The following is a 24,686-nucleotide window of genomic DNA, read 5'->3' on the forward strand; positions in this document are numbered from 1 at the left end:
GACCTCCTTTAACGTCCTGTCAATCTCTTTCCAAACGGTATAAGCTCTATTTCCTTATCAGTAAACGCCTTAAATCGCACTAATAAAACTAAATAGATTACTGCTCCAACTCCCGATAGCATTAAAACGGTGAAAAGCAACGCCAATCTAGAGAATGATTCTGTCGGAAGAAGCCAATCAGCAATGACTAAAAAGGCGACCATGCTACTATTCGCTATCATAAAGGCCTTCCAATTGATAGAAAATACATGATGGCTATTTTTCTTCAGTTTTCTAATGGTACAGATGGCTAGAAACAACAGGCTAGCCACTGTACCAATTGCACTTCCTATAATGCCCCAATACGGAACGAGTAAGGTATTCATAACCCACTTTACGATAAATGCCATTGCAATATATAATGCTGTCCATTTAATAAAACCTAGTCCTTGTAAAATAGAGCTAGCGGTAATCACCATCGCACTTAAAAGCACCGCCACCATCAGAATCATTAACGCTACTTCCCCTTGATTGTCCTGATATAATAAGCGGTTTGTTTCCGGAAATAGGAAGATTAATCCTATACTTGCACCCCAAGCTAAATAAAAGCTAATCTTTAATGAGCTGGTAATATGGGCACGTATTGGTGCTTGATCCAATGACTGCATGCCTATTGTAATACTTGGGATTAAGGCTAAGCCAAATGATGAGCCCAATACAGCACCAATTTGTATCAGTGGCTGTCCTCGATCAAATACACCTTTTGCTTCCATTGCCTCCTGATCCGATAACCCACTTTCGATTAACCCAGGTACAACGGTAAATGAATCCGCAAATTGAATAATTAACAAAATCATATGACTTAATGCTGCAATAAACCCATATACAATAATTGTTTTACTATAGTATCTCCAAGGAACCGGACCGATTACCTTCTTCACTGGCTTATTCTTTACAAAGAAAAAAATTAATATCAAAAAAGCAATCACAGATCCAACGATAGCAGCAACCCCAGCAAAGATTCCCACCCAGTAGACATCCAGTCCATATATAGCGATTAAGCAGGCAATCCCGATAATTATCGAAACACGAGAAATTTGCTCACCAAGCTGGGAATAAGCAGTTGATTTCATTTCGGACTTCCCTTGAAATATTCCACGTAACAATGCGGTAAAAGGAATAACAATCCATAATAGACTTGCAACTTGATATCCCGTAGTAAGCTGTTCATCCCCTACGAATAGTGCCATTTCATCCGCATTTATGTATAAGAGTAGCGCAAACATCCCACATATCCCGAACAGGATCGTCAAAATAGGAAGCATAAAATACTTCATGGAAATGTCTTCTGTTTCTGCTGTTAGCTTCGAAATAGCTGTTGGAAACCCATATAAAGCTAGTATCAAAATGATACCAATAATCGGATAGATTTGTTGATAAATATAAAAACCTATATCGCCTGTAAGGTTTTGCAATGGAATTCGATACCCTGCACTTAATACCTTACTAATCACTCCTGCTAATGTAAGGATTAAAGCACCCTTAACAAATTTATTCGATTCCATTATCCATAACTTCCTTTATCACAATTCTCATGCTGGTAAAATTCCACTACATTATACCATACGTATTACAAAACACAGGGAACCGACTTGTTGACATGAAAAAAGAGTAAAAATTAGTTGCTTCATAACTAATTCTTACTCTTTTAAAAAATTTACTCCATTTGCTTCGCCAAAAAGCTAGATGCGGTTTCTAATGCCTTTTGCTCCACTTCACTTAATTTACCCCCGTCACGTGAAAACATGACGACACAGCCAATCGGGTCTCCATTCGCTATAATCGTACTGATACAGTAAGAGTTTACTTCTTCCTCTTTCCCCGGAAGTAATTCTAATGTACTTGCATCGGTTTCCAGTGTTTGCAATCTACTCTCAATTGCCTTTTCGATTTTAGGTCCAATGTTTTTGTTTAAGTAATCTTTTTTCGATTCTCCTGCTACCGCAATGATTTCATCACGATCACAAATAAATACTGGGTGATGAAGAGAATCGAATAGCGCTTGGGCATATTCTGTGGCAAAATTGCCTAATTCATTGATTGGTGAGTATTTCTTTAGAATAACCTCGCCTTCACGATCAATGAATATTTCTAATGGATCTCCTTCACGAATTCGTAAAGTTCTTCTGATTTCTTTCGGGATGACTACTCTACCTAAATCATCAATCCGTCGTACAATTCCTGTTGCTTTCATTAAAGAAGCCTCGCTTTCTTATGATGATTTCTCGTGCCAAATATAGAAGCTAAGCCTATTATGTCACTCGTACGGTAATAAATGTTGGTTAGGATGCAAAGGTTGCTCATAACCGGTACGTACACAACTTCATGCTTATTATCTGTCATGAGAAATTCTCCAGTTGTGTTTTAGTAGTATGAATCATCTTGGAAGAACTATACATGAAATACCATTTATTGTACTTAGCGATTAATTTTATCCATTTTACCAATAAAATCTTTTATTGTATCGTATCGAGTGAAGGAGGAATCTCTTGAGAAACGATAAATAACCTTTAGTTTCGTTTGCTCGGTTCCTAATAAAATTTCTCTCCCATATTCATTCGCCAGTTCAAATACTTTCGCACCATCTACTAGCTTGCTTCTCTCGTCCGATACAAGTAATTCAATTTTATTGCTTTTCTCCGTAATGGATTCGATTCGCTCTCTTTTAGCTAACCATCTAAGCTCTGAAACGATGAATAGATTTTCCACCTCGGTAGGAAAATCACCAAAGCGATCGAGTAACTCGTCCTGTAAATCTTGTATATCTTCTTTCGACGATATCGTCTGGAACTGTTTATACATATCGATTTTCTGTCTTTCATCTTCAATATAGGTATCCGGAATATACGCATCGATTGACAAGTTTAATTCTGGATCAAATGGCTTAACATCCTCAATTTCTTTCCCTTGTTTTCTTGCCTCGATTGCTTCCGTTAACATTTGGTTATACATATCAAATCCGACAGAATCGATAAATCCATGCTGCTGGGATCCAAGTAAATTCCCTGCTCCACGTATCGATAAGTCACGCATGGCAATCTTGAAGCCCGAGCCTAGTTCAGTAAATTCCTTTATAGCTTGTAGTCGCTTCTCCGCCACTTCATTGAGCACTTTGTCTTTCTTATAGGTGAAATATGCATAGGCCACGCGATTAGAGCGTCCTACCCTTCCTCTTAGCTGGTAGAGCTGACTAAGCCCCATGCGATCAGCATCATAGACAATTAACGTATTCACGTTCGGTATGTCAACACCAGTTTCAATAATGGTTGTGCTGACAAGAACATCAAATTCCCCTTCTAAAAATCCAAACATCACGTTCTCTAGCTCGGTCTCATTCATTTGACCATGAGCAAAGGTAACGCGAGCCTCTGGAACTAACATGCCAATATCGCGAGCCATCTTATCAATGTTCTCTACACGATTGTACAAGAAAAATACTTGACCATTACGAGCCATCTCTCTTTCAATCGCTTCTCGAATTAGCACCGGATTATATTCCATGACATAGGTTTGGATTGGAAAGCGGTTTTCTGGTGGTGTTTCGATAACAGACAAATCACGAACCCCTAGCATGGACATATGAAGGGTACGCGGTATTGGGGTTGCGGTTAAGGTTAACACATCAATATTCGTCTTCATCTGTTTTACTTTCTCTTTGTGCTTCACGCCAAAACGTTGCTCTTCATCGACAATTAATAACCCTAGGTCATGATAGACAACATCTTTGGAAAGAAGGCGATGTGTTCCGATTACGACATCCACTACGCCACGTTTTAAGCCCTCAATCGTCTCCTTTTGTTGCTTCGGTGTTCTAAATCTACTTAATAATCCAATGTTAATTGGGTAGTCCTGGAATCTTTCACGAATCGTTTCATAATGCTGTTGTGCTAAGATCGTGGTCGGTACTAGAATCGCTACTTGCTTACCGTCTGAGACCGCTTTAAAGGCAGCACGAATAGCAACCTCGGTTTTCCCATAACCTACATCTCCACAAAGCAGTCGATCCATTGGTCTTTCTTTTTCCATGTCTTGTTTGATTTCTTCAATACAACGTAATTGATCCTCTGTTTCTTGGTATGGGAAGGATGCTTCGAACTCACGTTGCATATCTCCATCTGGTGAAAAAGCATATCCTTTGCGAGATTCTCTTTCTGCATAAAGCTTTATTAGATCATCAGCAATATCTTCTACAGAGGACTGTACTTTTCGTTTTACTTTTGTCCAATCACTGCCACCTAATTTATATAGCTTCGGTTCTTTTCCTTCTGAACCGACATATTTCTTCACTAAATCAATCTGCTCAATTGGAACGAATAGCTTATCATCACCAGAGTATTTAATTAGCATATAATCCTTATGCTTACCTTGTAATTCTAACGTTTCAATCCCTAAATAACGGCCAATTCCGTGGTTCGTATGAACGACATAATCGCCTACCTTAAGTTCTTGGTAGTTCTGGATACGTTCTGCATTAGAGATATTTTGTTTCTTCCTCGAGCGCTTCGTCTGTTTCTTAAAGAGCTCATTCTCTGTAATGACAGCGAGCTTATGCATTGGTAACTCAATACCACTTGTTATATTCCCAACGATGATAGTAGGCATTTCCACCGGTAACTGTATGTGATCTGAAATCGCTGCTTCGGTGTCGTAATCATCCAAAATGGATTGGACCTTTTCAGCCCGATTTTTATTTGGCACAATTACAACAACGGAGTAATCACCCTTTTCCCACCGCTTTAACTCATTTTTAAATAAATGCATTTGCCCGTGAAAATCTTGCATCGCTCTCGATGAAAGATTGACAATGTTTTGCGGATTTGTGTTTGGAATATGCCGTAGGAACACAGACATGTAAATACGTGTTGCATTCATCCTGCCCCAAATGGTATGCCAATCAAACGAAAACTTACTATCCATAACCATCTTATTTGCTTCCAATAAACTACTGTACCATTCTGCTTCCTCATGGTCTAAATTGGTCGCTGTCTCCTGAATTCTACTCATTTCATCGAGTATGATTAAACCATTATGCGGTAAATAATCTAATAAACTAGCAGGACGATCATAGAAGTAACCGATATACTTATGCATTTCAGGATAATGCTCGAGATTTTTTAATCGTTCAATATCCCCTTCAATTGCATCTACTAATGCTTCCTTTCCTTCTTTAGTCGTGATCTTTTTTAGCGTTTTCGAAAAGGCATCCTCTAATCGCTCCGCACCTCGAAGAATATCTTCATTTGTTACAAGTAATTCGGTTGCTGGTCCTACGGTTACCTCCTGTAAACGGTCCATAGAACGCTGTGAATCTGCATCAAAATATCGAATCGAATCCACTTCTTCATCAAATAGTTCGATTCGGATTGGGTGTGGCTCTGTTACTGGATACACATCAATAATTCCGCCACGTCTACTGAACTCACCAGGAGCTGTTACCATGGAGGCATGTTCATATCCCATATCGACTAAAGAGCTAAGATAGGAGTCGATTGTAATTTCTTCTCCTTCTCTAAATAATAATTGATACTTACTCCAATATTCTATTGGGGGTAATATCCGTTTTAAGGCAGCTACAGGCGCAATTAATACACCTGATTTTTGGTTAGACCACTTCGTCAATGCTTCAATTCTGCTGCTGCGTAGCTCTGGACTTGCGATTGCAATTTCCGTTGCTATTAGTTCATTTACTGGATATAAATGTACCTGGTCCTCATCTAAAAATGCAGTTAAGTCATCATATAATTGTTGTGCCTGTACCAATTGATAGGTAATAAGCAGTATTGGGCGATGAAGCGATGCCTCAACAGCTGAAACTAGCATACTTCTAGCAGAACCAGATAAACCAGCAACTAACTGTTCCTTCAAGCCGCCTTCTACGCCATCTATAATAGATTGTACATCCTTTTGTGATTGTAAATATTGATTAAAAGCCTTCACATCAAAACCCCCATTATGACTTCCCCTTCAAGCACGATATCTTACTAAATTAATAGCATTTAAAAATCTACTAAATAAAAGCGCAAAAATGCCTTGGTTAAGAACCAAAGCTTTGCACTCCATATGCTATTGGATAAAATAATCTAATTCATGATATTCTGGATGATGTCCTAACGATTCTTGGCAATTCTCACAAATTGCATGAATTTGAACATCTCCGTTCTCTTTGTACTGGATCATTTCTCTTTTTTCCTCATCTGTTAGCTTATTCCAACCTAACACGGTAGTATCGACAACTTGTTCTGTTAATTCACCGAGTTTTAGCCCGCAATGTCTACAAGTATAGACAATAGCCATAGAAGTACCTCCTCGAATAAACACATGATTAGTTAATAGGTTTATCCGAAAAGAGATATTTTATACGAGTAGAATCAAATTATCCCTTATGTGTTACACGTTCTAGAAGCTAACTTTTCCTTGAACATGATTTCACTTTATTTATCTTACTCAGAGAGCATTAAATTCATTCATAACTTCTTCAAACGATTGCTCCAACCATTTTTCACATGCATTAGCTGCATTGGTAATGCTTTCTTTTACTAGTGCCTCTTCCTCTTTTGGAAATGCACCTAGTACATAATCAACTACTGGTATAGGTGATATCGGGCGACCTACGCCTAATCTGATTCGTTTAAAATCTTTCGTGCCCAGTTGATCAATAATGGAGCGGATGCCATTATGACCGCCGTGACCACCTTTTTGTCGTAATCGGATTTTTCCAGTTGGTAAGTCTAAATCATCATAGATTACGAGGACGTCTTCTAACTCAATATCATAGTATTCCATTAACGGCCGAAGTGATTCTCCTGAAAGGTTCATATAGGTTTGTGGCTCTAGCAGTAATACCTTTTCCCCTTTCAAGGTTGTAATCGTGTAAAGCCCTTTAAATTTCGTTTTGTTAAGATCTAGGTTGTGACGTGCTACTAATTCATCTATCACCATAAAACCGATGTTATGCCGAGTATTTTGATATTTCTTCCCCGGGTTTCCTAAACCGACAATACATTTCATATTATTTCTTCCTTTTTTAGTATTTAATCTATCTATATAGGGTCGTAGTGTCTTTTGAACACCTACTGTACTATACAATCATTTACTGTTAGGATGCGCTAACGTAAAACCTTCATCCCATGATAGGCTCTCTTTCATAACAAATACAACAACCGAGGCTGGGACAAAACTATTTCTAACATAGGATAAACGAACATGAAAGTTAGCGCATTAGACCCGCCCCGGAATTATACTTCGTCCGCGTGCGGCTGGTGAGCCTCCTCAGAGCTAAAGCTCTTCCGGGGTCTCAGGCAGTGCCCTTTCCTCCCACAGGAGTCTCCGTATATTTCCGGGGCTAATGTGGTGATAGTTCGTTTTTTATTACCTTTGTTTTAGTTTTGTCCCAGCCTCGTTGTTTTGTATAGTTTTCATATGAATTGGATGTTATTCTTCGTTAGCTTCTGATTGTGCTTCTCCAGTGAATTCTGGTTCTTCACCTGTTTCCTCTTGACCTTCCATATCGGCATTTGTCGTAGGGGCAAGTACACTTGCAACTACTGTCTCTGGATCATCCGTTACTTGATAGGTCGATGATTCTCCAATCTCCGCTACTGTGACAATATCGCCGATACTTTTATTCGAGATGTCTACTGTAATTTCGTTCGGAATATGGTTTGGAGTTGCTCGTACATTTACTTCGTATAGCGGTTGTTGTACGACACCGTTCTCTGGTTCTCCAACCACACGAACTGGTACAGTTGTCTCCAATTCCTGTGACATATTCACCACATAAAAGTCTGCATGTAAGAGATCATCCGTTATTTTATCTGTTTGATAATCATGTAGCATAACATCCAAAGGTGATTCCCCTTGGATTTGCAGTGATATGACAGCATTTTTCCCTTCATCTCGAACGGTTTTAAGTAAGGTTATACTATCTACAGAAATTGATTTAGAGCCATTCTCTTTCCCATAAACAACTGCAGGAACTTGTCCATTTTCTCTCAGTTGTTTTGTTGTCGACTTTGTATGATCTTCTCGTTTCATAGCATTTAAGGTTACTGACATCCATATCATCCTTCCACTCGAAAAACTAGTATATCATCTAGTACTGACAACTTTCTCGTATATGCAGGTTGTAGAGCTAAATCATTTATCTAATATAGTATATTCCCCTTAAAACTATTCGCTTAAACATTAATCAAACAAAATACTAACGGATTGTTCCTCATGTACACGGATAATTGCTTCCCCGATAAGAGGTGCAACAGACAATTGGGTAATGTTCTCTATATTCTTCTCTTCCGGTAATGGAATGGAATTTGTAATAACCAATTCTTTAATTTGTGAGTTTTGAATACGTTCAATTGCTGGACCAGATAATACCGGATGTGTACAGCATGCATACACTTCTTTTGCCCCTTGTTCAATTAAGGCATTAGCAGCTAATGTAATGGTACCAGCCGTATCAATGATATCATCAATTAAAATAGCTGTTTTTCCTTCAATATTTCCGATAATGTTCATAACCTCGGCAACATTTGGACGTGGTCTTCTTTTATCAATAATACCGATTGGTGCTTTAAGACGGTCAGCCATTTTTCTTGCTCTTGTTACACCACCATGATCTGGTGAAACGACAATAATATCATCAATGTCTTTTGCTTCAAAATAATCGGATAGTAATGGTACACCTTGTAAGTGGTCAATTGGGCTATCAAAGAAGCCTTGAATTTGAGGTGCGTGTAAATCAAGTGTAATAACACGATCAGCTCCTGCAGTTTCGATTAAATCCGCAATTAGCTTAGCCGTGATTGGCTCTCTTGCACGTGCTTTACGATCTTGTCTTGCGTAACCATAGTAAGGCATTACCACATTAACCGTTTTAGCAGAAGCACGTTTTAGTGCATCTAGCATAATAAGTAATTCCATTAGATGTTGGTTTACTGGTGAACTTGTTGATTGCACAACATAAACATCACATCCACGAACACTTTCCTCGATGTTAATTTGAATTTCGCCATCACTAAACGATGTTACCGTACATTTTCCTAAAGAAATGCCGATATGCTCTGCAATTTCCTCTGCAAGCTTCCGGTTTGAATTAAGTGAAAAAACTTTCATATTTGAGTTCTGGTATTGAGACATGAAGATACCCCTCCGTTATTTATTTTCTTTCAATCTGTTCTTTAATCGTGATGCATATCCTTCTTTATTTGATTGTCTTGCTCGAGCAACAGACAATGCATCTGAAGGAACATCCTTTGTGATGGTCGAGCCTGCAGCAACATAAGATCCTTTGCCAATGGTTACTGGGGCAATTAGATTCGAATTACAGCCAATAAATGCATCATCTTCGATAGTCGTTAAATACTTATTTTTGCCATCATAGTTTACTGTAATTGTACCACAACCAATATTAACATTACTTCCGACTTTTGCATCACCAATATAGCTCAAATGGGATACTTTGCTTCCTTCACCTAATTCGGCTTTTTTAATTTCGACAAAGTTACCAATTTTTGCTCCATCACCTATATTAGCATCCGGTCTAATATGAGCAAAAGGACCAATATTTACCCGTGCGCCAATTTTACTGTCTGTTGCCACACTTTGCTTAATTACTGTACCTTCACCTACTTCACAGTTGTGAATTTCACTATTAGGACCAATAATAGCATTCTCCCGTATGATGGATTTACCACCTATCATGGTTCCTGGGTAAATCACAACATCGGATTCAATCACAACATCCGACTGAATATATGTATTCTCCGGATCAATGATAGACACGCCATTGCGCATATGATATTCATTAATACGACGTTTCATCGTTTTTTCAGCTTGTGCTAACGCAACACGATCATTGACACCTAGTGTTTCATCAAAGTTAGGCATCATATAAGCACTTACTTTTTCCGACTTTTTCTTAAGGATTTCAATTACATCTGTTAAATAATATTCACCTTGGGAATTATCATTTGAGACGTCTTTTAATGCGTCAAATAATGCTTTATTATCAAAGCAAAACGTTCCTGTATTAATTTCATCGACCTGTAGTTCCTCTGGACTTGCATCCTTATGCTCTACAATTCGTTCCACTTCATTTTGGTCATTACGGATTACTCTCCCATATCCAAATGGGTTAGGGGCTTTAGCGGTTAGAATCGTAGCCTTCGAGCCTTCTTTTTCATGATGTTCAAATAACTGCTCAAAGGTTTCCTTCGTAATTAATGGGGTATCTCCACATACAACGATGGTAGTACCTTCTTTATCCTTCAATAATTCTTCCGCTTGCATCACAGCATGTCCAGTACCTAGCTGCTCTTCTTGTAAAGCAAACTTTGAATCATTGCCGAGATGTTCTTTCACTTTATCTGAACCAAATCCAACAACGGTTACAACTTCCTCTAATCCTACTGCCTTTACTTGTTCCAGCACATGCTGTACCATAGGCTTACCTAATACGGGATGAAGTACTTTATATAGCTTGGATTTCATTCTCGTACCTTGTCCTGCTGCAAGTATAATTGCATAACGCTTCTTCATGAGGGTAGCCTCCAATATCTATAATCGATGTTTTCATCAATGCTTCTAATAAATATCCATTTTGACTATATCCTAAAAAAAGGCTAATTTCAACCAATTGAAAGCGAACCAGAGGGACTATTTTGACTCGTTGTAAATCAAAAAAGAGATGTATTCGATGGATAACCCTTACACAGGAGGATGAGCCTGACTAGTACGTCCTGAGGAATTATTCGTTGGGGAACAAAAAAAGAAGGCTAATCCTTTGGAGATTAGACCTCTTGTTGAAAAGGGTTTCATTTCTAGGAAGCTCCTGCTTCCTCAAATTCCACTTCTTCACCTGCACGGCGATATTCTTCTAATACGGCATCTTGGATCTTTGCTCTCGTATTAGAGTTAATCGGATGTGCGATATCTCTGAATTCACCATCAGGAGTGCGTTTAGATGGCATTGCTACAAATAGTCCATTATTCCCATCAATTACTCGGATATCATGAACTACAAATTCCTGATCTAACGTAATAGATGCGATAGCACGCATTCTACCTTCCGTATTGACACGGCGTAATCTTACGTCAGTTACTTCCATGCTGATTCACCACCTTTTCGTCTTTGAGTTAGTTATTAAATTCTACAAAAAATTAAAAATTCCTGCTTATATTTGAAAAAAGTTTAATAATTTACACAAAAAGTAAAAAATTAGGGGTTTTACTAGGTCTCGTAGAAAAGAAGCCTATACTCGAAAGCTACATTTAGCTGATTCACACCATTAAAAAAAGACCTCCCTAACTAGGAAAAGTCTTCTTTACCCTATATAAAATTACCACGCTGTACAGAAATGAAGTTTTCTTTAATATCAACATTCGATATTTTTACTAGTGACATATAATCATTCACAACTCGTTCTTCCTCTTCATCATCCGCTTCAGCCAGAACTCCAATTGCCTTCACATTCGTGTTAAACTCTTTTAATAGACTTACCATACCGTTAATCGTTCCGCCTGCTTTCATAAAGTCATCAATAATGCATACATTAGACCCTTCTTCCAAGCTACGCTTCGGTAAGACCATTGTTTGAATTTTTCTAGAAGAGCCAGAAACATAGTTAATGCTTACGGAAGAGCCTTCTGTTACCTTAGGATCTCTTCGCACAATAACAACAGGAACGTTCAGGAATGAAGCTACCGCATATGCAAGTGGGATACCTTTGGTCGCGACCGTTACGACAACATCGATATCTAGCTTGGAGAAGTTAGAAGCAAAAATTCTTCCTATTTCACGAACTGTATGAGGTTCTCCTAATATATCACTCATATAAAGATAGCCACCAGGTAATATTCGATCTGGATCTTTCAATCGTTCACATAACTGATCAACAAATTCCATTCCCTTTTCCATTGGGGATTCAGGAATATACATGACGCCTCCAGCTGATCCTGCTATGCGCTTTAAATGTCCTAATCCTTCCGCTCGAAACATTTGATCAATGATGTCTAAGTCTTCACTGATGGATGCTTTTGCGGCTTTAAACTTTTCTGCAAATGATGGCAGATTTTTATGAACTCTCGGGTTTTCTAGAAAATAGTTTGTTATTGCAACTAATCGCCCGCTTCTTTTCATGCTTTCACCTCTAAAACCGAATTATTTCATATAAATATACCACCATTATACGCATTTAGCAAGCTCCTCAGCCGATTAATCGAACTAAATACACCTCCTGGCAAAAACCCTTCATCCCATTATAAATTCGTTGTGCTTTACTTTGTTGTTCGACTAAGCCATATACTGTAGGACCACTACCGCTCATTAATACACCGGACGCACCCGCATGGAGCATCTTTTCTTTAATACGTAGCACCTCAGGATGTAATGCGGTGGTGATGGCTTCTAGTGAGTTACCGATATTCTGACATAGCTTGTTAAAGTCCTTTTCATATAATGCTTCCACTACCTGATTCGTATTCGGGTGAATAATCTCGTCCATTTTTACACGTTGAAAAATCGTTCGTGTTGAGACACCAATATCTGGCTTAGCTAATACCACCCAAAACGGGGGTGGTGATGGCAGTGGTTCAATGATTTCCCCGAAGCCTTTAGCAATACCCGTTGAACCATAGACACAAAAAGGTATATCTGATCCCAAGGTTGATCCAAGCTCTGCTAGTTGCTCAATAGGAATGTCCATATTCCATAAACGGTTCAAGCCTCTTAATACAGCCGCAGCATCCGTACTGCCTCCGCCAAGCCCTGCAGAAACTGGGATAACCTTTTCAATTTTAATATGTACCCCTTTGTTTATATTATATTTTTGTTTAAATGCCTTAGCTGCCTTATAGGCTAAATTCCGTTCATCGTTTGGAACATATCTACTCCATAAAGAAACTTCGATTCGATCTTCCTCCAAGGTATTTAACTCAATTCGATCTGCTAAATCAACCGTCGTCATAACCATTTCCACATCATGATAACCATCCTCACGTTTTCGCAAAACATCAAGAGATAGATTGATTTTGGCAGGCGCTTTCTCAAAGTGAGTCATCTCCGTCACCTACTTTTTTCATGTATGGAAATTGTAACATATATTAAAATCGGTTGCGACTTGTTCTATTTACGGATTCTATGTCCATATATAAAGAGCAGATCGATTATGATCTGCCCTGTAAATTTTGCTCGGCTATTTCAATTGCTCGCTTTACCATGTTCCCGGCATCCCTTGCCTTAATACCGCCCCAGCCTTCTTTTTGAACCGTGTCGTAAAAGCCTAACTCTTTTGCAATTTCTTCTTTTAGTTGGTCTGACATAATCCCACGTCTACCCAAAGAAGAACAACCCCTTTCGTGTTATAACCTGTTACGACATGTTTATTATTTGTAGCAATCATTAGATTAGACAAGTTATATCTAGGAAACCAAGGGAAAATCTTGCTAAAATTGATATTCCTTTAACAAACTCTCTAGCTTAAGAGCTAACCCAATATTCCCATCCACTTTTAACTTTCCTGTCATAAAAGCAGTCATACTATTTAAGTTACCCGCCAGAAATTTTCTAAAAATAGCGTTTTTCATTTTTAGTGTACAATCTGGGTTCGAGGCAGTCGTTGGCAAAATAGAGAATTCCCCATTCTCAAATTTCAATTGATAACTAACTGCCTCATCGGTAATGTGAATTTCGTATGTAGCCTTTATTGTAGCGTACGGATCTGGGTTCTCCTGTAATTTCATCTCAATCTCTTCCCAAATCTCCTGCACCGTACCATTCTCGATTAAGCTCACCATTCATCCCCTCCCGAAAACTTTTTCAAATTGTCTAATAATTATATACAAAAAATAAAGATCAGTAAACCATTGGGCTACTGATCTAAAAACATTGCTTTAGTATGTTCATCATTGAAGTTTAATTCTACTGTTTCTGTAAGTACGTCTGCATAGCTGTATGAAACACGTTCGAAAGCATTCTCATCTTGATCAAGTTCAACGATAAATACAGAAGGGTACGTTTCTGCTAAAATTCCCGTTCTTTCAATTGTCTTCCTTCTGCCACCATTAGCTTTTAACGTTAATCGCTTTCCAATTTGACACTCGAGACCTTGCTTAATTTCGGTTAATGTTTTAGCCAATACACTCCACCTCACTGTAAGTTAACTATACCATATGCTTGTTTAAAAGTCAAAGAAAATCTTATATTATAACAAGATACGTTTTTTCCTGTCAACAAGTAAATTCCACTTATTGATATTATTATGACAAAATGTTGACATATTATGTATATTTTTTGCATATAACGTAAAGATGCTGGGACAAAACTATCTCTAACGTCGGATAAACCGAACATGAAAGTTAGCGCATCAAATCCGCCCCGAAAAAATATACTTGCGGTTAGTGGGCGGCTGGTGAGCCTCCTCAGAGCTAGAGCTCTTCCGGGGTCTCAGCCGTGCCCTTTCCTCCCACAGGAGTCTCCGTATATTTCCGGGGCTAATGTAGTGATTGTTTGTTTTTTATTACCTTTGTTTTCGTTTTGTCCCAACCTCGATTCTATCTTTATTCCATTGGTATCGATTCGCTTGATTCCTCATCATCTGTTAAATAGGGTAACCCCGTACGAAGCAATCCTTTTGTCTCTACTCCGCCCATCCCCTTTTCACCTGTCATCGTATTACGTAGCGCATCCCATACACTCACCTTTTCCATAAAAGGTGTATAGGCTATCTTAGCCGCGATATAAACTGGATCTAATGCATGGATATTAATACGGTGAGGAGAACTTGCAAAATTCGCTCCGGCCCGAATTAAGGATTCGAAATGGGACTGACATGCCCCTGCAAAGATAACTAATTGATCAAGGTGTGGAACAACCTTTCTTGCTTCTCTAACGGTTTCTGCAAAATATTTTGAATGGCGATAGGCTCGTATATCCTGTTTAGCCCCTTTGCTTTTTGAAAAGGAATCATGACCGGTAATGACAATGATATCTGGTTGGATCTTTTCAATTAGGGTCTGAATATGAAAAGACATTTCCTTTTCGTTCAAATGAACCCCATGTACTTGTAACCCTAACCGTTGATAGAGACTAATACATTTTCGCAGGTAGTTTTGATCTCCATCTAGATGTAATACTTTCGCTGGCAATTGAAAGTAATCTGCATATTGATAACCGTCTGTTGATTGATAATCACGCTTTTCCTTCATCAACTGATAATCCTGACGAAACAACCGATAGGAAAACTCTTCCTGTTCTTTTCCCTTTTGTCTTCTTTTTTCTAAATCTCGTTCTTCAACTTTAGTTAAATCCTCTAGTGGTGCATCTGCTTCTAAACGTATATCTTCCCCATGTAAGATTGCTTTATCCTGCTTGATGGATGAAACCCGAAATAACAAATCATGATGATATGATTTCCTTGTAACTAGTTCACCTACTACTCTACGCTCCATATATACACCTCACAGCCTCCATGTACCATGAAAGCATTCTCCTATATAGACTATGAGTAAGATGCCTTATACGTGCTTTAAAGCAATATAAAAAGGTGCCCTCGTAAGGACACCTAGCTAATTATGATGCTGTAGCTTATAAAAAGCGTTTGCTAAAATACTAAATTCTTGCATATCCAGTGATTCGCCACGTCTTGTTCCATCAATTCCAATTGCTTCAAGCTGCTCGTTAATCGTGTCTTTATCCAATATTCCTTTGAAATGGCTGGTGAGATTATTTCGTAATGTTTTTCTTCGTTGTGCGAATGAGGCCTGGACAAGTGTGAAAAAGTAATCCTCATCCTCCACCTCTACCGGTGGCTTGCTTCGCGTGACAAGCTGTAAGATGCTAGAATCGACATTTGGCTGTGGCATGAATACGGTTTTCGGCACATTCATTACAACCTTAGCCTCTGTATAGTACTGTATCGCTATGGTTAAGGAGCCATAGCTTTTCGTATTTGGCTGTGCAGCCATTCGATCCGCTACTTCCTTTTGGATCATAACGGTGATACTTTCAACAGGTAAACGTTCCCGGAGTAACTTCATTAAGATTGGCGTCGTAATGTAGTACGGTAAATTAGCCACGATATGGATAGGCTGATTCTCCTGGAAGTTTTCTTTAATCACGTCATGAACATCCGCTTTAAGAATATCTTGATGTACAATTCGAATATTATCATAGTCGGATAGCGTATCATCCAAAATCGGTAAGAGACGGCCATCAATTTCAAAAGCTACGACCTTATCTGAGTGGATAGCCAGTTGTTCTGTTAATGCGCCAATACCCGGGCCAATTTCCATTGTTCCTGTCGTCTTATCGATTCCTGCATGGCCAATAATATTTTTGAGCACATTCACATCTATTAAGAAATTCTGCCCGAGGCTCTTTTTAAAGGTGAAGTGATATTTTTGTAAAATCTCTTTTGTCTTTATAGGTGTTGCAATATATTTCTTATCCATGAATGTCCTCCTGCTCTATCTTTTCCATCGCTTCTTCTAACTGTGCTTTAGAAATTTGAAACATCGTGAGGCGTTTGAGTAATTGTTTTCCATTCGTATGGCCAACTTGTAGTATTTCTCCAAGTCGTTCCCGTCGCTTACTTGATCCAGGCCCTCCAATTAACCGATAGTTCATTAAATCTTCTTTCGTGATATCCGTTTGTTCGATGTCGGCTAGTTCATATACATCCTCTAATGCCTTTCTAATGACTTCTACGGATGCATGCTCAATTCCTAAGCTCTTGTTATTAGGATGCTTCGCACGGGCGTTATCTTGTGTTAGGAATGCGTGCTTACACCCTGGAACAGCTTGGTCAATAATATGTCGGATACGTTCGCCTGGATAATCTGGATCGGTAAAAATAATCACACCGCGTTTTTCTTTTGCGTGCTTAATTTGTTGAATCGTTTTTTGGTTAATAGCCGATCCGTTTGTTTCGATCGTATCCGCATCGACTGCTAGTTTTATTTTCGTCGTGTCGTCTTTTCCTTCAACGATTATTATTTCTTTTATTTTCAATGAATGTTCCTCGCTTTATTCAAAATATCCCATACGCATAGCAGAATCATGTATTCTCGTCCGTTAGCGAATGTGTTTTTTCTTATGCTTACGGAATATATTTTTATACTTTCCTGACTGTAAATAAAAAACCATGCTCTTACCACTATAACATGGTGGGAGCATGGTTTACATTAATCTAATATTTTTACTTTTACTTTTTTCACGCCCCAATTATAGGCATCTGCTTTAGTTGGGACATGGATGTCAATACGGTTTCCTTTGATATGACCGCCTGTATCTCCTGCAATTGCTTCTCCGTAGCCTTCTACCCATACTCTAGTACCGAGTGGGATGACATTTGGATCAACCGCGATGACTCTCGTATTAGGATTATCCTTTAGGTTAATCCCAGTAGCGGTATATCCTGAGCATCCATTACACTCTGCTGTAAATGCACTTGCAGTCATCGTAATTTCTTTGCCACCGCCATCTGATAATGTAACAAGATTTTGTGGCTCTTTCGTTCCAATTGCGACTATACGGTTTTGACTTTCTTTTGTCACTTCTTCACTTACTAGATCCCGGCTTACTTCTTTGCCGTTTTCATATGTCACTTCATATGTTTTAACAACGGCACCCTCTTCACCAGGCGAAATGACTTTTTCTTGCCCTTTGTCCAATGAACTATCCTGACGTGTTTCGGTTTGGAAAGCAACGATATCTGTTACTTCTTCCACTTTCTTTTCAACTCGAACGATGGAGATTGTCGTATCCTTCGTAATCGTTTTATCTAGAGCTGGCTTTACTTGATCAAGCTCTGATAAGGTGACCTTACTTTCGTTTAGCAACTCCTGAACAGAACTACCTGTCGTCCAAATCTTCTTTTCTTTCCCACCATCATCAATCGTCACTTGAAAAGCTCTCTTGACAGAAAGATCCAAGTTATCTTTAATCACTTCGTCTAATGGATGGGATAATTCGTCATGCTTAGCAATAGAAAGATTATTTTCATTTAAGAATTCTTCTACTGTGTCGGCTACTGTATAATACATTTGTTCTTCGCCGTCTACTGTAACCATAACTTTATTTGCTTTTTTATATTCTATTTTCATTCCGTTTGCAATCTCTGCACTTAAATCATGTGATAGTGCATCATGCTCTCCGAATTCAATCCCTACTTCTTCTAGTAGCTCTTCTACTGTATTGGCATGGGTTGCTATTGTTCTATCTTTTCCATTCTCAGCGAATACTACTTCTTTCTGTGTTGCGTAAAATAGTATCATACTTCCAAATGCAAAAAGTGCAATTACACCAATACTTGAAATAACCAGCATCCGTTTCGAGGCCGGCAATAGCTTTGAAACAATTCGCATGCTTCTTGCCTCCTTATTCGAATTGATTATATAGACACTGTTATGTAAAAGTAAATGATTATAGGATTACGGTTGTTTTACAGTTTTATTACAACACCCATATCCGCTCGTTGTCCAAATAGCATTGACCCCAGCTAAACCCTTGCTATTTCTAACTTTGTCAAAAATAAAAAAGACTAGATTTTCCCTAGTCTTTTTTATCTAAAAAAATGAAAAAAATATGTTTTTTCTAGTTACATTTAACTATTTACCTCTTGATTTTGAAAATGGAGCATGCATTTTCGGTTGTTTTTTCACTTAATTCTTCTAGCGAAATTTGTCTTATTTCCGCTATCTTTTCTGCTACTAATTTTACATAGGCAGGTTCATTTCGTTTTCCCCGATTGGGATGTGGAGCAAGAAATGGTGCATCTGTTTCGATAAGTAAACGATCGATTGGTACCATCGCTGCAACTTCTTTTGGCATTGGTGCGTTTTTGAATGTTACGGGACCGCCTAGTGATATATAGAAGTTCATGTCCAAGCATGTTTGAACATATTCGGCAGAGTCATTATAACAGTGCATAATTCCGCCAATTTCTTTCGCATTCTCCTCTTGAAGGATCGTAATAATATCTTCGGTTGCTTCACGGTTATGAATAATGATTGGCATCTTCACTTTTTTGGCTAATTGAATTTGTTTACGAAATACTTCTTTTTGAACGTCCTTTGGTGACTTGTCCCAATGATAGTCTAAGCCCATTTCGCCAATCGCGACTACTTTCGGATGTTGTGATAATTCCTCAATCCATGTCAAATCTTCGTCGGTCATGTCGATAGCATCTACTGGATGCCAGCCTACTGCTGCATAAATAGTGTCATATTGCTCCGCTATTTCTATTGCTAGTGGAATCGTTTCGCGATCAAAACCTACTACAACCATGTATGTTACGCCAGTATCGAATGCACGTTTTATTACCTCGTCACGGTCTTCTAAAAATTGCCTAGCGTTCAAATGTACATGTGTGTCAAATAACATGTTATCGTCCTTTCTATGAAAAAAGGTCAGGCTGCTACACGTTCGGGGCGTGTAGTTTGCTGACCTTTATTTGATTCATTATCAGTCCGAATACCATTGATTAGTGTCCAGACTCCTTATTGTTCACTAGAATCACGGTCTACAGACCATTTTTTTCTTACTTTACAATCGAACCGTTTGGTAGGGATTGTTCTACAGTTGCTAGTGATAGGTTACCTTGTTCATCTTCTCCTGATAGAATCATACCTTCTGACATTTCACCGCGTAGTTTAACCGGTTTTAGGTTGGTTACACAGATTACTTTCTTTCCTACCATTTCTTCTGGTGAATAATATTTTGCAATACCAGAAATAACCTGACGTTTTTCGCTACCTAAATCGAGTTGCAGCTTTAATAGTTTGTCGGCTTTTTTCATTTTTTCGGCATGGATAACCTCTGCTACGCGCATATCAAGCTTCATGAAATCATCATAGACAATTTCCGCTTTTTTATCTGCCTCTTGCTCTGCTTCTTCTTCCTCCACTGCTGGGCCTTTCATCATTGCTTTAATGGCTGCTACTTCTTCTTCCACCTCAAGACGTGGGAATAATGGTGCACCCTTGACAACCTTTGTACCAGGCGTAATTTGCCCTAGCTCATATACACTATCCCATTCTTTTAATGCATCATCTTGAACGCCTAGCTGTCTAAATATTTCTTCTGGCGATTTGGTTAAGAAAGGCTGAAGCATAACCGCAACTATGCGTAAGGAATCCGCTAAATGCGCCATCACATTGCCAAGTCTTGCTTTATTTGATTCATCCTTTGCTAGAACCCATGGTGTTGTCTCATCAATATATTTATTCGTTCTACTAATTAATTGCCAGATAGAGGATAGTGCAACAGAGAACTGCATATCTTCTAATGCTTCTTCTACTTGTTGAATCGTGTCTTTTATCGTCGCTTCTAGCGATTGATCGACCTCTGTTTCCGTCAGGCGATATTCTGGAAGCTCCCCATCAAAGTACTTTTCAATCATAGCTACGGTACGATTCAATAGATTACCTAAATCATTTGCTAAATCAAAGTTCGTACGCTCGACAAAGCCTTCTGGTGTAAATACCCCATCTGAACCAAATGGCACTTCACGAAGTAAATAATAACGTAATGCATCCAGACCATAACGGTCAATCAAGCTTACAGGGTCAACGACATTCCCTTTTGATTTAGACATCTTACCGTCCTTCATCAGAATCCAACCATGTGCGAATACTTTCTTCGGAAGTGGTAAATCAAGTGCCATTAACATAATTGGCCAATAAATGGTGTGGAATCGTACAATTTCCTTACTCATTAAATGGACATCTGCTGGCCAGTATTTCTTAAATTTCGCTTCATCTTCTGAACCATAGCCAATAGCAGTAATATAGTTGCTTAGTGCATCAATCCAAACGTAAATGACATGCTTCGGATCCCCTGGAACTTTAATTCCCCAATCAAAGGTCGTTCTCGAAACTGCCAGATCTTCAAGTCCTGGCTTAATAAAATTATTTAACATTTCATTCTTACGGCTCTCTGGTTGGATAAACTCAGGATGTTCATCATAGTACTGCACTAGACGATCAACATATTTACTCATTTTGAAGAAATAGGATTCTTCTTTAACCATCTCTACCTTACCACCACAATCTGGACAGTGCCCATCAACTAATTGGCGTTCTGTAAAGAAGGATTCATCGGAAGTACAATACCAACCTTCATATTGGTCTAAATAAATATCGCCTTGTTTAACTAATTGATCGAAAATCTTGGCAACTACCTTTTTATGACGCTCTTCTGTCGTACGAATAAAATCATCGTTTGTAATTTCAAGCTTTTTCCATAGGTCTTGGATTCCACTTACAATTTCATCCACATATTGTTGTGGGGTAACCCCTTTTTCCTCGGCTTTACGTTGTATTTTTTGTCCGTGCTCATCTGTACCTGTTAAATACATAACATCATAGCCACGCATACGTTTGTAACGAGAAATAGCATCGCCAGCAACTGTGGAATAAGCATGTCCTATATGTAGTTTACCGCTTGGGTAATAAATTGGTGTGGTAATATAAAATGTTTTTTGTTCACTCATCAAATAGCCTCCTCGTAACCTGTTAAGATTCTTCTATTGTATCGATTTTATCAATAGATTTCCATATTTTCTTACTTGTTATCATCACCTATACCTTGAATTATTAGCGTTAAGAGCAAATTTTAGACAAATAGGCTGTAGATGGCTTACAATTACTCTCAAAATGGAATATTTATAAATTTTTTTGTATGTTCTGGTTTAGGTTTATGCTAGACTGGGTATGAAAAAAAAGAATGTTAATTCATAAAATTTTCCTATAATTAGGTCAACATATTTGACAGAAACAGGAAAGGTTTGATAATATAGGCAAAGAAATATGTCGAAAAGTGACGAAATGGCTTTTATTTCGAGGAGGGGAATATTAATGAAATCTACTGGTATTGTGAGAAAGGTAGATGAGCTTGGAAGGGTTGTCATTCCTATTGAGCTACGTAGAACATTAGACATTAACATCAAGGATCCACTTGAAATTTACGTTGATAATGACAAAGTAATTTTAAAGAAATACCAACCTAATATGGCGTGCCAAATTACGGGAGAATCTTCAGATGAAAATATTTCATTGGCTAACGGTAAAATCGTTCTTAGCCCTGAGGGAGCAAAGCTTCTAATTGAAGAGATTCAATCCCGATTTAAATAGGTCAACTTATGAAAAGAGCTACAACAGGAGATTCTGTTCTAGCTCTTTTTTCAAAAGATATAGTATAAAATCCAAGCGAGAGCACGGTGCTTTTTCATTGTGCTTACGATTATGCTTATTCAATATGATAGGCTTGATAGACCTCTCGCTTTGGAAGATTTCTATCCTTTGCTACTTGTTTAATAGCTTCTTTACTAGAGAGACCCTGCTGAATATAATGTTCGACATGATCATTTACTTCCATGCCCTCCCACCAGACTTCTGCTTCCGGTTCAAGTTCTTCAGTGCTTCCTTCCACAACGATACAAAATTCACCCTTTGGCTCATTTTCATTAGCCCATGCAACGATTTCCTCTGCTGTTCCACGTACATATTCTTCAAAGCGCTTCGTCAGCTCACGAGCGATCGCCATTTGACGATTACCAAGCTGCTTTTGTATCGCTTTTAAGGTCTCTTTTATTCTATATGGCGATTCATAGAAGATAATGGTTGCTTGGAGTCGTCCTAAGCGTGCTAACTCCGCTTCTTTATCCTTTTGCTTTCTAGGCAGGAAGCCATAAAATAAAAACTCCTTATTCGGCAACCCAGAGCCTACTAAAGCACATAATGCCGCATTGGCACCAGGTAAGACGACTACAGGGTATTCTTGTTCCGCACAAGCCTTCACTATCTCATAACCAGGATCCGAAATGGCCGGCATACCAGCATCACTTACTAATGCAATCGACTCACCACCTGCTAACTTTTCTAGTAGCTGGTTCTCTCGTCCGATTTTATTATGCTCATGGTAGCTGATTAACGAGGTAGAAATCTCAAAGTGATTTAATAGTCTTTTCGTATTCCGCGTATCCTCTGCAGCAATTACCGATACCGATTTTAATACAGAAAGTGCCCGGTAGGTAATATCCTCTAAATTACCAATAGGGGTCGGAACAACATATAACGTTCCTACATCACGGGGTTCAAAGCTCTTTTGAACGATCATACTGCATAACCTCTTTCAATTTATCTCGGATTAACTGGAATTTCCCTTTTCTCGTTAATTGCTTAATTTCATATTCTCGCTTCATCGCTTCTTCTTTCGTAGGGAATTTCTCCACAAACATTACTTGAAAAGGTCCACGTCCTCGTGTGTATTTTGCACCCTTACCAGCTTCATGCGCCTTTAGCCGATTCTCTAAATCATTCGTGTAGCCAGTATATAGTGTATTATCACTGCATTTCAGGATGTATACCGTATGTTCTTGATCACTCATAGATAATCTCCTTTGCTTCCTCTGTGTAAGTACCATCTTCATTATAAATAACTAATGGCGGCAAAATATGTAAATCTGCTTTCCCATCACGAACGCCCTCAATTAGTAGCATATTCGCCTCACGACCCTTTTTCGGATAGACGAGACGGATTCGTTTCGGTTCCAACCGATAGGCGCGGAAAGTAGTTAAAATATCAACAAGCCTTCCTGGTCTATGTACCATCGCTACTTTTCCACCTGGCCGAACATGTAGCTTACATGCTTTCACGGCATCTTCTAATGTGCAGAGCACTTCATGTCTCGCAATTGTTAAATGCTCATTCTGATTATGCTCTGTACGAGATGGCGTTTTAAAATACGGTGGATTACACGTTACCACGTCAAAGCTAGAATGTCCTAATTCTTCCTTTAGGTTGCGAATATCTCCATGAATCATTGTAATCTGCTCGGTTAATTCATTTAGCTCAATACTGCGCTTTGCCATATGAATAATCCTATCCTGTATTTCAACACCTACAATTTGTGCCTGACTCTTTCTAGACAATAAAAGCGGGATCACACCATTGCCACTACATAAATCAAGAATGGACCCTCTCTTAATCGGTATTTGAGCAAAATTCGCCAACAGCACCGCATCTAACGAAAAGGAAAAAGCAGTAGGACTTTGAATAATCTGCATCCCCTCATCTGCCACTAAATAATCCAGCCTCTCATCATCAAATAATTTAACCATGCCTCTAAATCCTTTCCTACTACCTGAAACATTATGATTATTTTTCTTGTTGTTTTATAACAGTAACTCCAATTATACTTAAGCCAAGATACTCTGAAGTGTTTAACGAGTCTCTATCACGGCATAAGAACAAAAAATAAAGAAAAGCTGTCTGGATTTAATCTTCACCAGACAGCTATATTATATGTTATTTCTTTTTACTAAGAAAATCTAAACAAAACATACAGTCTTCATTCCGTCTTGGACTCCCAAATTCCAAATTACAAATATGAAAACCCTCTTCATATAATCTTGCTAAATTATCATAGCCCTCACTTGGCATCTTCGTTAACTCTTCACCCGAGGTTTCCGGATCAGACTCCAATCCATCCAATCGATTACGTAAATGATGGTTTTCCATAGCTAAGCGATGATTTTCTTCTAGTAAATCACGAAGTTTACCCTTCAAATCACCTAGCTGTTCATATAATTCACCAATTTGCTTTTCCATATCGGTTACTTGGTCAAATATTTGTCTTTTTTGCAATTCG

26 protein-coding genes are annotated in these 24,686 nt (G+C 38.5%); 1 reads left to right on the forward strand and 25 read right to left on the reverse strand.

Annotation, left to right across the window (positions count from 1 at the left end; all coding sequences use genetic code 11):
- Positions 1-8: 8 nt before the first annotated feature.
- The 21 genes from KGF86_RS00125 to metG form a co-directional block, all read right to left on the reverse strand.
- Positions 9-1,544 carry a putative polysaccharide biosynthesis protein gene (locus tag KGF86_RS00125; protein ID WP_186871119.1) on the reverse strand — a complete coding sequence of 512 codons (1,536 nt, stop codon included), beginning with the start codon at positions 1,542-1,544 and terminating at the stop codon, positions 9-11.
- Positions 1,545-1,696: 152 nt separating this feature from the next.
- Positions 1,697-2,233 (reverse strand): stage V sporulation protein T, encoded by a 537-nt coding sequence (spoVT, locus tag KGF86_RS00130; protein ID WP_186871118.1) that lies wholly within the window; start codon positions 2,231-2,233, stop codon positions 1,697-1,699.
- Positions 2,233-2,382 carry a hypothetical protein gene (locus KGF86_RS00135; RefSeq protein ID WP_186871117.1) on the reverse strand — a complete coding sequence of 50 codons (150 nt, stop codon included), beginning with the start codon at positions 2,380-2,382 and terminating at the stop codon, positions 2,233-2,235. Before KGF86_RS00135 ends, spoVT begins: the two co-directional genes overlap by 1 nt.
- Positions 2,383-2,457: 75 nt before the next feature.
- Complete coding sequence (gene mfd / locus KGF86_RS00140; RefSeq protein WP_211740768.1) at positions 2,458-5,976, reverse strand: transcription-repair coupling factor; 3,519 nt, start codon at positions 5,974-5,976, stop codon at positions 2,458-2,460.
- 126 nt (positions 5,977-6,102) lie between these two features.
- Positions 6,103-6,333, reverse strand: coding sequence for an anti-sigma-F factor Fin (gene fin, locus KGF86_RS00145; RefSeq protein ID WP_211740769.1), 231 nt, complete (start codon positions 6,331-6,333; stop codon positions 6,103-6,105).
- Positions 6,334-6,483: 150 nt separating this feature from the next.
- The gene (gene pth / locus KGF86_RS00150) at positions 6,484-7,047 is read right to left on the reverse strand and encodes an aminoacyl-tRNA hydrolase (RefSeq protein WP_211740770.1); all 564 of its coding nucleotides are present in this window, start codon (positions 7,045-7,047) and stop codon (positions 6,484-6,486) included.
- A 423-nt stretch (positions 7,048-7,470) separates the two neighbouring features.
- Positions 7,471-8,094, reverse strand: coding sequence for a 50S ribosomal protein L25/general stress protein Ctc (locus KGF86_RS00155; protein ID WP_186871113.1), 624 nt, complete (start codon positions 8,092-8,094; stop codon positions 7,471-7,473).
- Between the two features lie 129 nt (positions 8,095-8,223).
- The gene (locus tag KGF86_RS00160) at positions 8,224-9,174 is read right to left on the reverse strand and encodes a ribose-phosphate diphosphokinase (protein WP_281413729.1); all 951 of its coding nucleotides are present in this window, start codon (positions 9,172-9,174) and stop codon (positions 8,224-8,226) included.
- A gap of 15 nt (positions 9,175-9,189) precedes the next feature.
- The gene (glmU, locus tag KGF86_RS00165; protein ID WP_211740771.1) at positions 9,190-10,575 is read right to left on the reverse strand and encodes a bifunctional UDP-N-acetylglucosamine diphosphorylase/glucosamine-1-phosphate N-acetyltransferase GlmU; all 1,386 of its coding nucleotides are present in this window, start codon (positions 10,573-10,575) and stop codon (positions 9,190-9,192) included.
- A gap of 281 nt (positions 10,576-10,856) precedes the next feature.
- The gene (spoVG, locus tag KGF86_RS00170) at positions 10,857-11,144 is read right to left on the reverse strand and encodes a septation regulator SpoVG (protein WP_047986264.1); all 288 of its coding nucleotides are present in this window, start codon (positions 11,142-11,144) and stop codon (positions 10,857-10,859) included.
- A 221-nt stretch (positions 11,145-11,365) separates the two neighbouring features.
- Positions 11,366-12,175, reverse strand: coding sequence for a pur operon repressor (purR, locus tag KGF86_RS00175; RefSeq protein WP_211740772.1), 810 nt, complete (start codon positions 12,173-12,175; stop codon positions 11,366-11,368).
- A 67-nt stretch (positions 12,176-12,242) separates the two neighbouring features.
- On the reverse strand, positions 12,243-13,094 hold the full coding sequence (ispE, locus tag KGF86_RS00180; RefSeq protein WP_211741187.1) for a 4-(cytidine 5'-diphospho)-2-C-methyl-D-erythritol kinase: 852 nt from the start codon (positions 13,092-13,094) through the stop codon (positions 12,243-12,245).
- Between the two features lie 106 nt (positions 13,095-13,200).
- Positions 13,201-13,374, reverse strand: a complete 174-nt coding sequence (locus tag KGF86_RS00185; RefSeq protein WP_281413730.1) for a small, acid-soluble spore protein, alpha/beta type — start codon at positions 13,372-13,374, stop codon at positions 13,201-13,203.
- Positions 13,375-13,479: 105 nt separating this feature from the next.
- On the reverse strand, positions 13,480-13,830 hold the full coding sequence (locus tag KGF86_RS00190) for an SCP2 sterol-binding domain-containing protein (RefSeq protein ID WP_211740773.1): 351 nt from the start codon (positions 13,828-13,830) through the stop codon (positions 13,480-13,482).
- Positions 13,831-13,904: 74 nt separating this feature from the next.
- A complete protein-coding gene (veg, locus tag KGF86_RS00195) occupies positions 13,905-14,171 on the reverse strand; it encodes a biofilm formation stimulator Veg (RefSeq protein WP_211740774.1) in 267 nt (88 codons plus the stop codon).
- A gap of 421 nt (positions 14,172-14,592) precedes the next feature.
- Entirely contained in the window at positions 14,593-15,483 is an 891-nt protein-coding gene (gene yabG, locus KGF86_RS00200; protein WP_186871105.1) for a sporulation peptidase YabG, read from the reverse strand.
- A 117-nt stretch (positions 15,484-15,600) separates the two neighbouring features.
- On the reverse strand, positions 15,601-16,485 hold the full coding sequence (gene rsmA / locus KGF86_RS00205) for a 16S rRNA (adenine(1518)-N(6)/adenine(1519)-N(6))-dimethyltransferase RsmA (protein ID WP_186871104.1): 885 nt from the start codon (positions 16,483-16,485) through the stop codon (positions 15,601-15,603).
- Positions 16,478-17,044: a ribonuclease M5 gene (gene rnmV, locus KGF86_RS00210; protein ID WP_186871103.1), complete on the reverse strand. Its 567-nt coding sequence runs from the start codon at positions 17,042-17,044 to the stop codon at positions 16,478-16,480. The genes rsmA and rnmV overlap by 8 nt, the downstream gene beginning before the upstream one ends.
- Positions 17,045-17,217: 173 nt before the next feature.
- A complete protein-coding gene (locus KGF86_RS00215) occupies positions 17,218-18,399 on the reverse strand; it encodes a resuscitation-promoting factor (protein ID WP_211740775.1) in 1,182 nt (393 codons plus the stop codon).
- Between the two features lie 247 nt (positions 18,400-18,646).
- A complete protein-coding gene (locus tag KGF86_RS00220; protein ID WP_211740776.1) occupies positions 18,647-19,417 on the reverse strand; it encodes a TatD family hydrolase in 771 nt (256 codons plus the stop codon).
- Positions 19,418-19,574: 157 nt separating this feature from the next.
- The gene (gene metG / locus KGF86_RS00225) at positions 19,575-21,527 is read right to left on the reverse strand and encodes a methionine--tRNA ligase (RefSeq protein ID WP_211740777.1); all 1,953 of its coding nucleotides are present in this window, start codon (positions 21,525-21,527) and stop codon (positions 19,575-19,577) included.
- Between the two features lie 364 nt (positions 21,528-21,891).
- Between metG and abrB the strand changes: the two genes are divergently transcribed.
- On the forward strand, positions 21,892-22,167 hold the full coding sequence (abrB, locus tag KGF86_RS00230) for a transition state genes transcriptional regulator AbrB (protein WP_186871099.1): 276 nt from the start codon (positions 21,892-21,894) through the stop codon (positions 22,165-22,167).
- A 115-nt stretch (positions 22,168-22,282) separates the two neighbouring features.
- Here the strand turns inward: abrB and rsmI are convergent, their stop codons facing one another.
- The 4 genes from rsmI to yabA all read right to left on the reverse strand — a co-directional run bounded on the left by rsmI (position 22,283) and on the right by yabA (position 24,682).
- A complete protein-coding gene (gene rsmI, locus KGF86_RS00235) occupies positions 22,283-23,152 on the reverse strand; it encodes a 16S rRNA (cytidine(1402)-2'-O)-methyltransferase (protein WP_211740778.1) in 870 nt (289 codons plus the stop codon).
- Complete coding sequence (locus KGF86_RS00240) at positions 23,130-23,423, reverse strand: GIY-YIG nuclease family protein (protein WP_186871097.1); 294 nt, start codon at positions 23,421-23,423, stop codon at positions 23,130-23,132. The genes rsmI and KGF86_RS00240 overlap by 23 nt, the downstream gene beginning before the upstream one ends.
- The gene (locus tag KGF86_RS00245) at positions 23,416-24,156 is read right to left on the reverse strand and encodes a tRNA1(Val) (adenine(37)-N6)-methyltransferase (protein ID WP_186871096.1); all 741 of its coding nucleotides are present in this window, start codon (positions 24,154-24,156) and stop codon (positions 23,416-23,418) included. Before KGF86_RS00245 ends, KGF86_RS00240 begins: the two co-directional genes overlap by 8 nt.
- Before the next feature lie 187 nt (positions 24,157-24,343).
- Positions 24,344-24,682, reverse strand: a complete 339-nt coding sequence (gene yabA, locus KGF86_RS00250) for a DNA replication initiation control protein YabA (protein ID WP_186871095.1) — start codon at positions 24,680-24,682, stop codon at positions 24,344-24,346.
- Positions 24,683-24,686 lie beyond the last annotated feature (4 nt).

The sequence above is a fragment of the Ornithinibacillus massiliensis genome, assembly GCF_018310345.1.
In the GTDB taxonomy this organism is placed as follows: domain Bacteria; phylum Bacillota; class Bacilli; order Bacillales; family Amphibacillaceae; genus Ornithinibacillus; species Ornithinibacillus massiliensis.

What these genes read in the sequence shown, in the direction of transcription:
- KGF86_RS00190 (WP_211740773.1), bottom strand. Translation starts at nt 13,830, where the DNA reads ATGGTGAGCTTAATCGAGAATGGTACGGTGCAGGAGATTTGGGAAGAG.
- spoVG (WP_047986264.1), bottom strand. Translation starts at nt 11,144, where the DNA reads ATGGAAGTAACTGACGTAAGATTACGCCGTGTCAATACGGAAGGTAGA.
- abrB (WP_186871099.1), top strand. Translation starts at nt 21,892, where the DNA reads ATGAAATCTACTGGTATTGTGAGAAAGGTAGATGAGCTTGGAAGGGTT.
- KGF86_RS00245 (WP_186871096.1), bottom strand. Translation starts at nt 24,156, where the DNA reads ATGGTTAAATTATTTGATGATGAGAGGCTGGATTATTTAGTGGCAGAT.
- metG (WP_211740777.1), bottom strand. Translation starts at nt 21,527, where the DNA reads ATGAGTGAACAAAAAACATTTTATATTACCACACCAATTTATTACCCA.
- KGF86_RS00160 (WP_281413729.1), bottom strand. Translation starts at nt 9,174, where the DNA reads ATGTCTCAATACCAGAACTCAAATATGAAAGTTTTTTCACTTAATTCA.
- ispE (WP_211741187.1), bottom strand. Translation starts at nt 13,094, where the DNA reads ATGACTCACTTTGAGAAAGCGCCTGCCAAAATCAATCTATCTCTTGAT.
- spoVT (WP_186871118.1), bottom strand. Translation starts at nt 2,233, where the DNA reads ATGAAAGCAACAGGAATTGTACGACGGATTGATGATTTAGGTAGAGTA.
- rsmI (WP_211740778.1), bottom strand. Translation starts at nt 23,152, where the DNA reads ATGATCGTTCAAAAGAGCTTTGAACCCCGTGATGTAGGAACGTTATAT.
- KGF86_RS00215 (WP_211740775.1), bottom strand. Translation starts at nt 18,399, where the DNA reads ATGCGAATTGTTTCAAAGCTATTGCCGGCCTCGAAACGGATGCTGGTT.
- glmU (WP_211740771.1), bottom strand. Translation starts at nt 10,575, where the DNA reads ATGAAGAAGCGTTATGCAATTATACTTGCAGCAGGACAAGGTACGAGA.
- KGF86_RS00155 (WP_186871113.1), bottom strand. Translation starts at nt 8,094, where the DNA reads ATGTCAGTAACCTTAAATGCTATGAAACGAGAAGATCATACAAAGTCG.
- fin (WP_211740769.1), bottom strand. Translation starts at nt 6,333, where the DNA reads ATGGCTATTGTCTATACTTGTAGACATTGCGGGCTAAAACTCGGTGAA.
- yabG (WP_186871105.1), bottom strand. Translation starts at nt 15,483, where the DNA reads ATGGAGCGTAGAGTAGTAGGTGAACTAGTTACAAGGAAATCATATCAT.
- KGF86_RS00240 (WP_186871097.1), bottom strand. Translation starts at nt 23,423, where the DNA reads ATGAGTGATCAAGAACATACGGTATACATCCTGAAATGCAGTGATAAT.
- KGF86_RS00125 (WP_186871119.1), bottom strand. Translation starts at nt 1,544, where the DNA reads ATGGAATCGAATAAATTTGTTAAGGGTGCTTTAATCCTTACATTAGCA.
- KGF86_RS00220 (WP_211740776.1), bottom strand. Translation starts at nt 19,417, where the DNA reads ATGTTATTTGACACACATGTACATTTGAACGCTAGGCAATTTTTAGAA.
- pth (WP_211740770.1), bottom strand. Translation starts at nt 7,047, where the DNA reads ATGAAATGTATTGTCGGTTTAGGAAACCCGGGGAAGAAATATCAAAAT.
- KGF86_RS00135 (WP_186871117.1), bottom strand. Translation starts at nt 2,382, where the DNA reads ATGACAGATAATAAGCATGAAGTTGTGTACGTACCGGTTATGAGCAAC.
- purR (WP_211740772.1), bottom strand. Translation starts at nt 12,175, where the DNA reads ATGAAAAGAAGCGGGCGATTAGTTGCAATAACAAACTATTTTCTAGAA.
- rsmA (WP_186871104.1), bottom strand. Translation starts at nt 16,485, where the DNA reads ATGGATAAGAAATATATTGCAACACCTATAAAGACAAAAGAGATTTTA.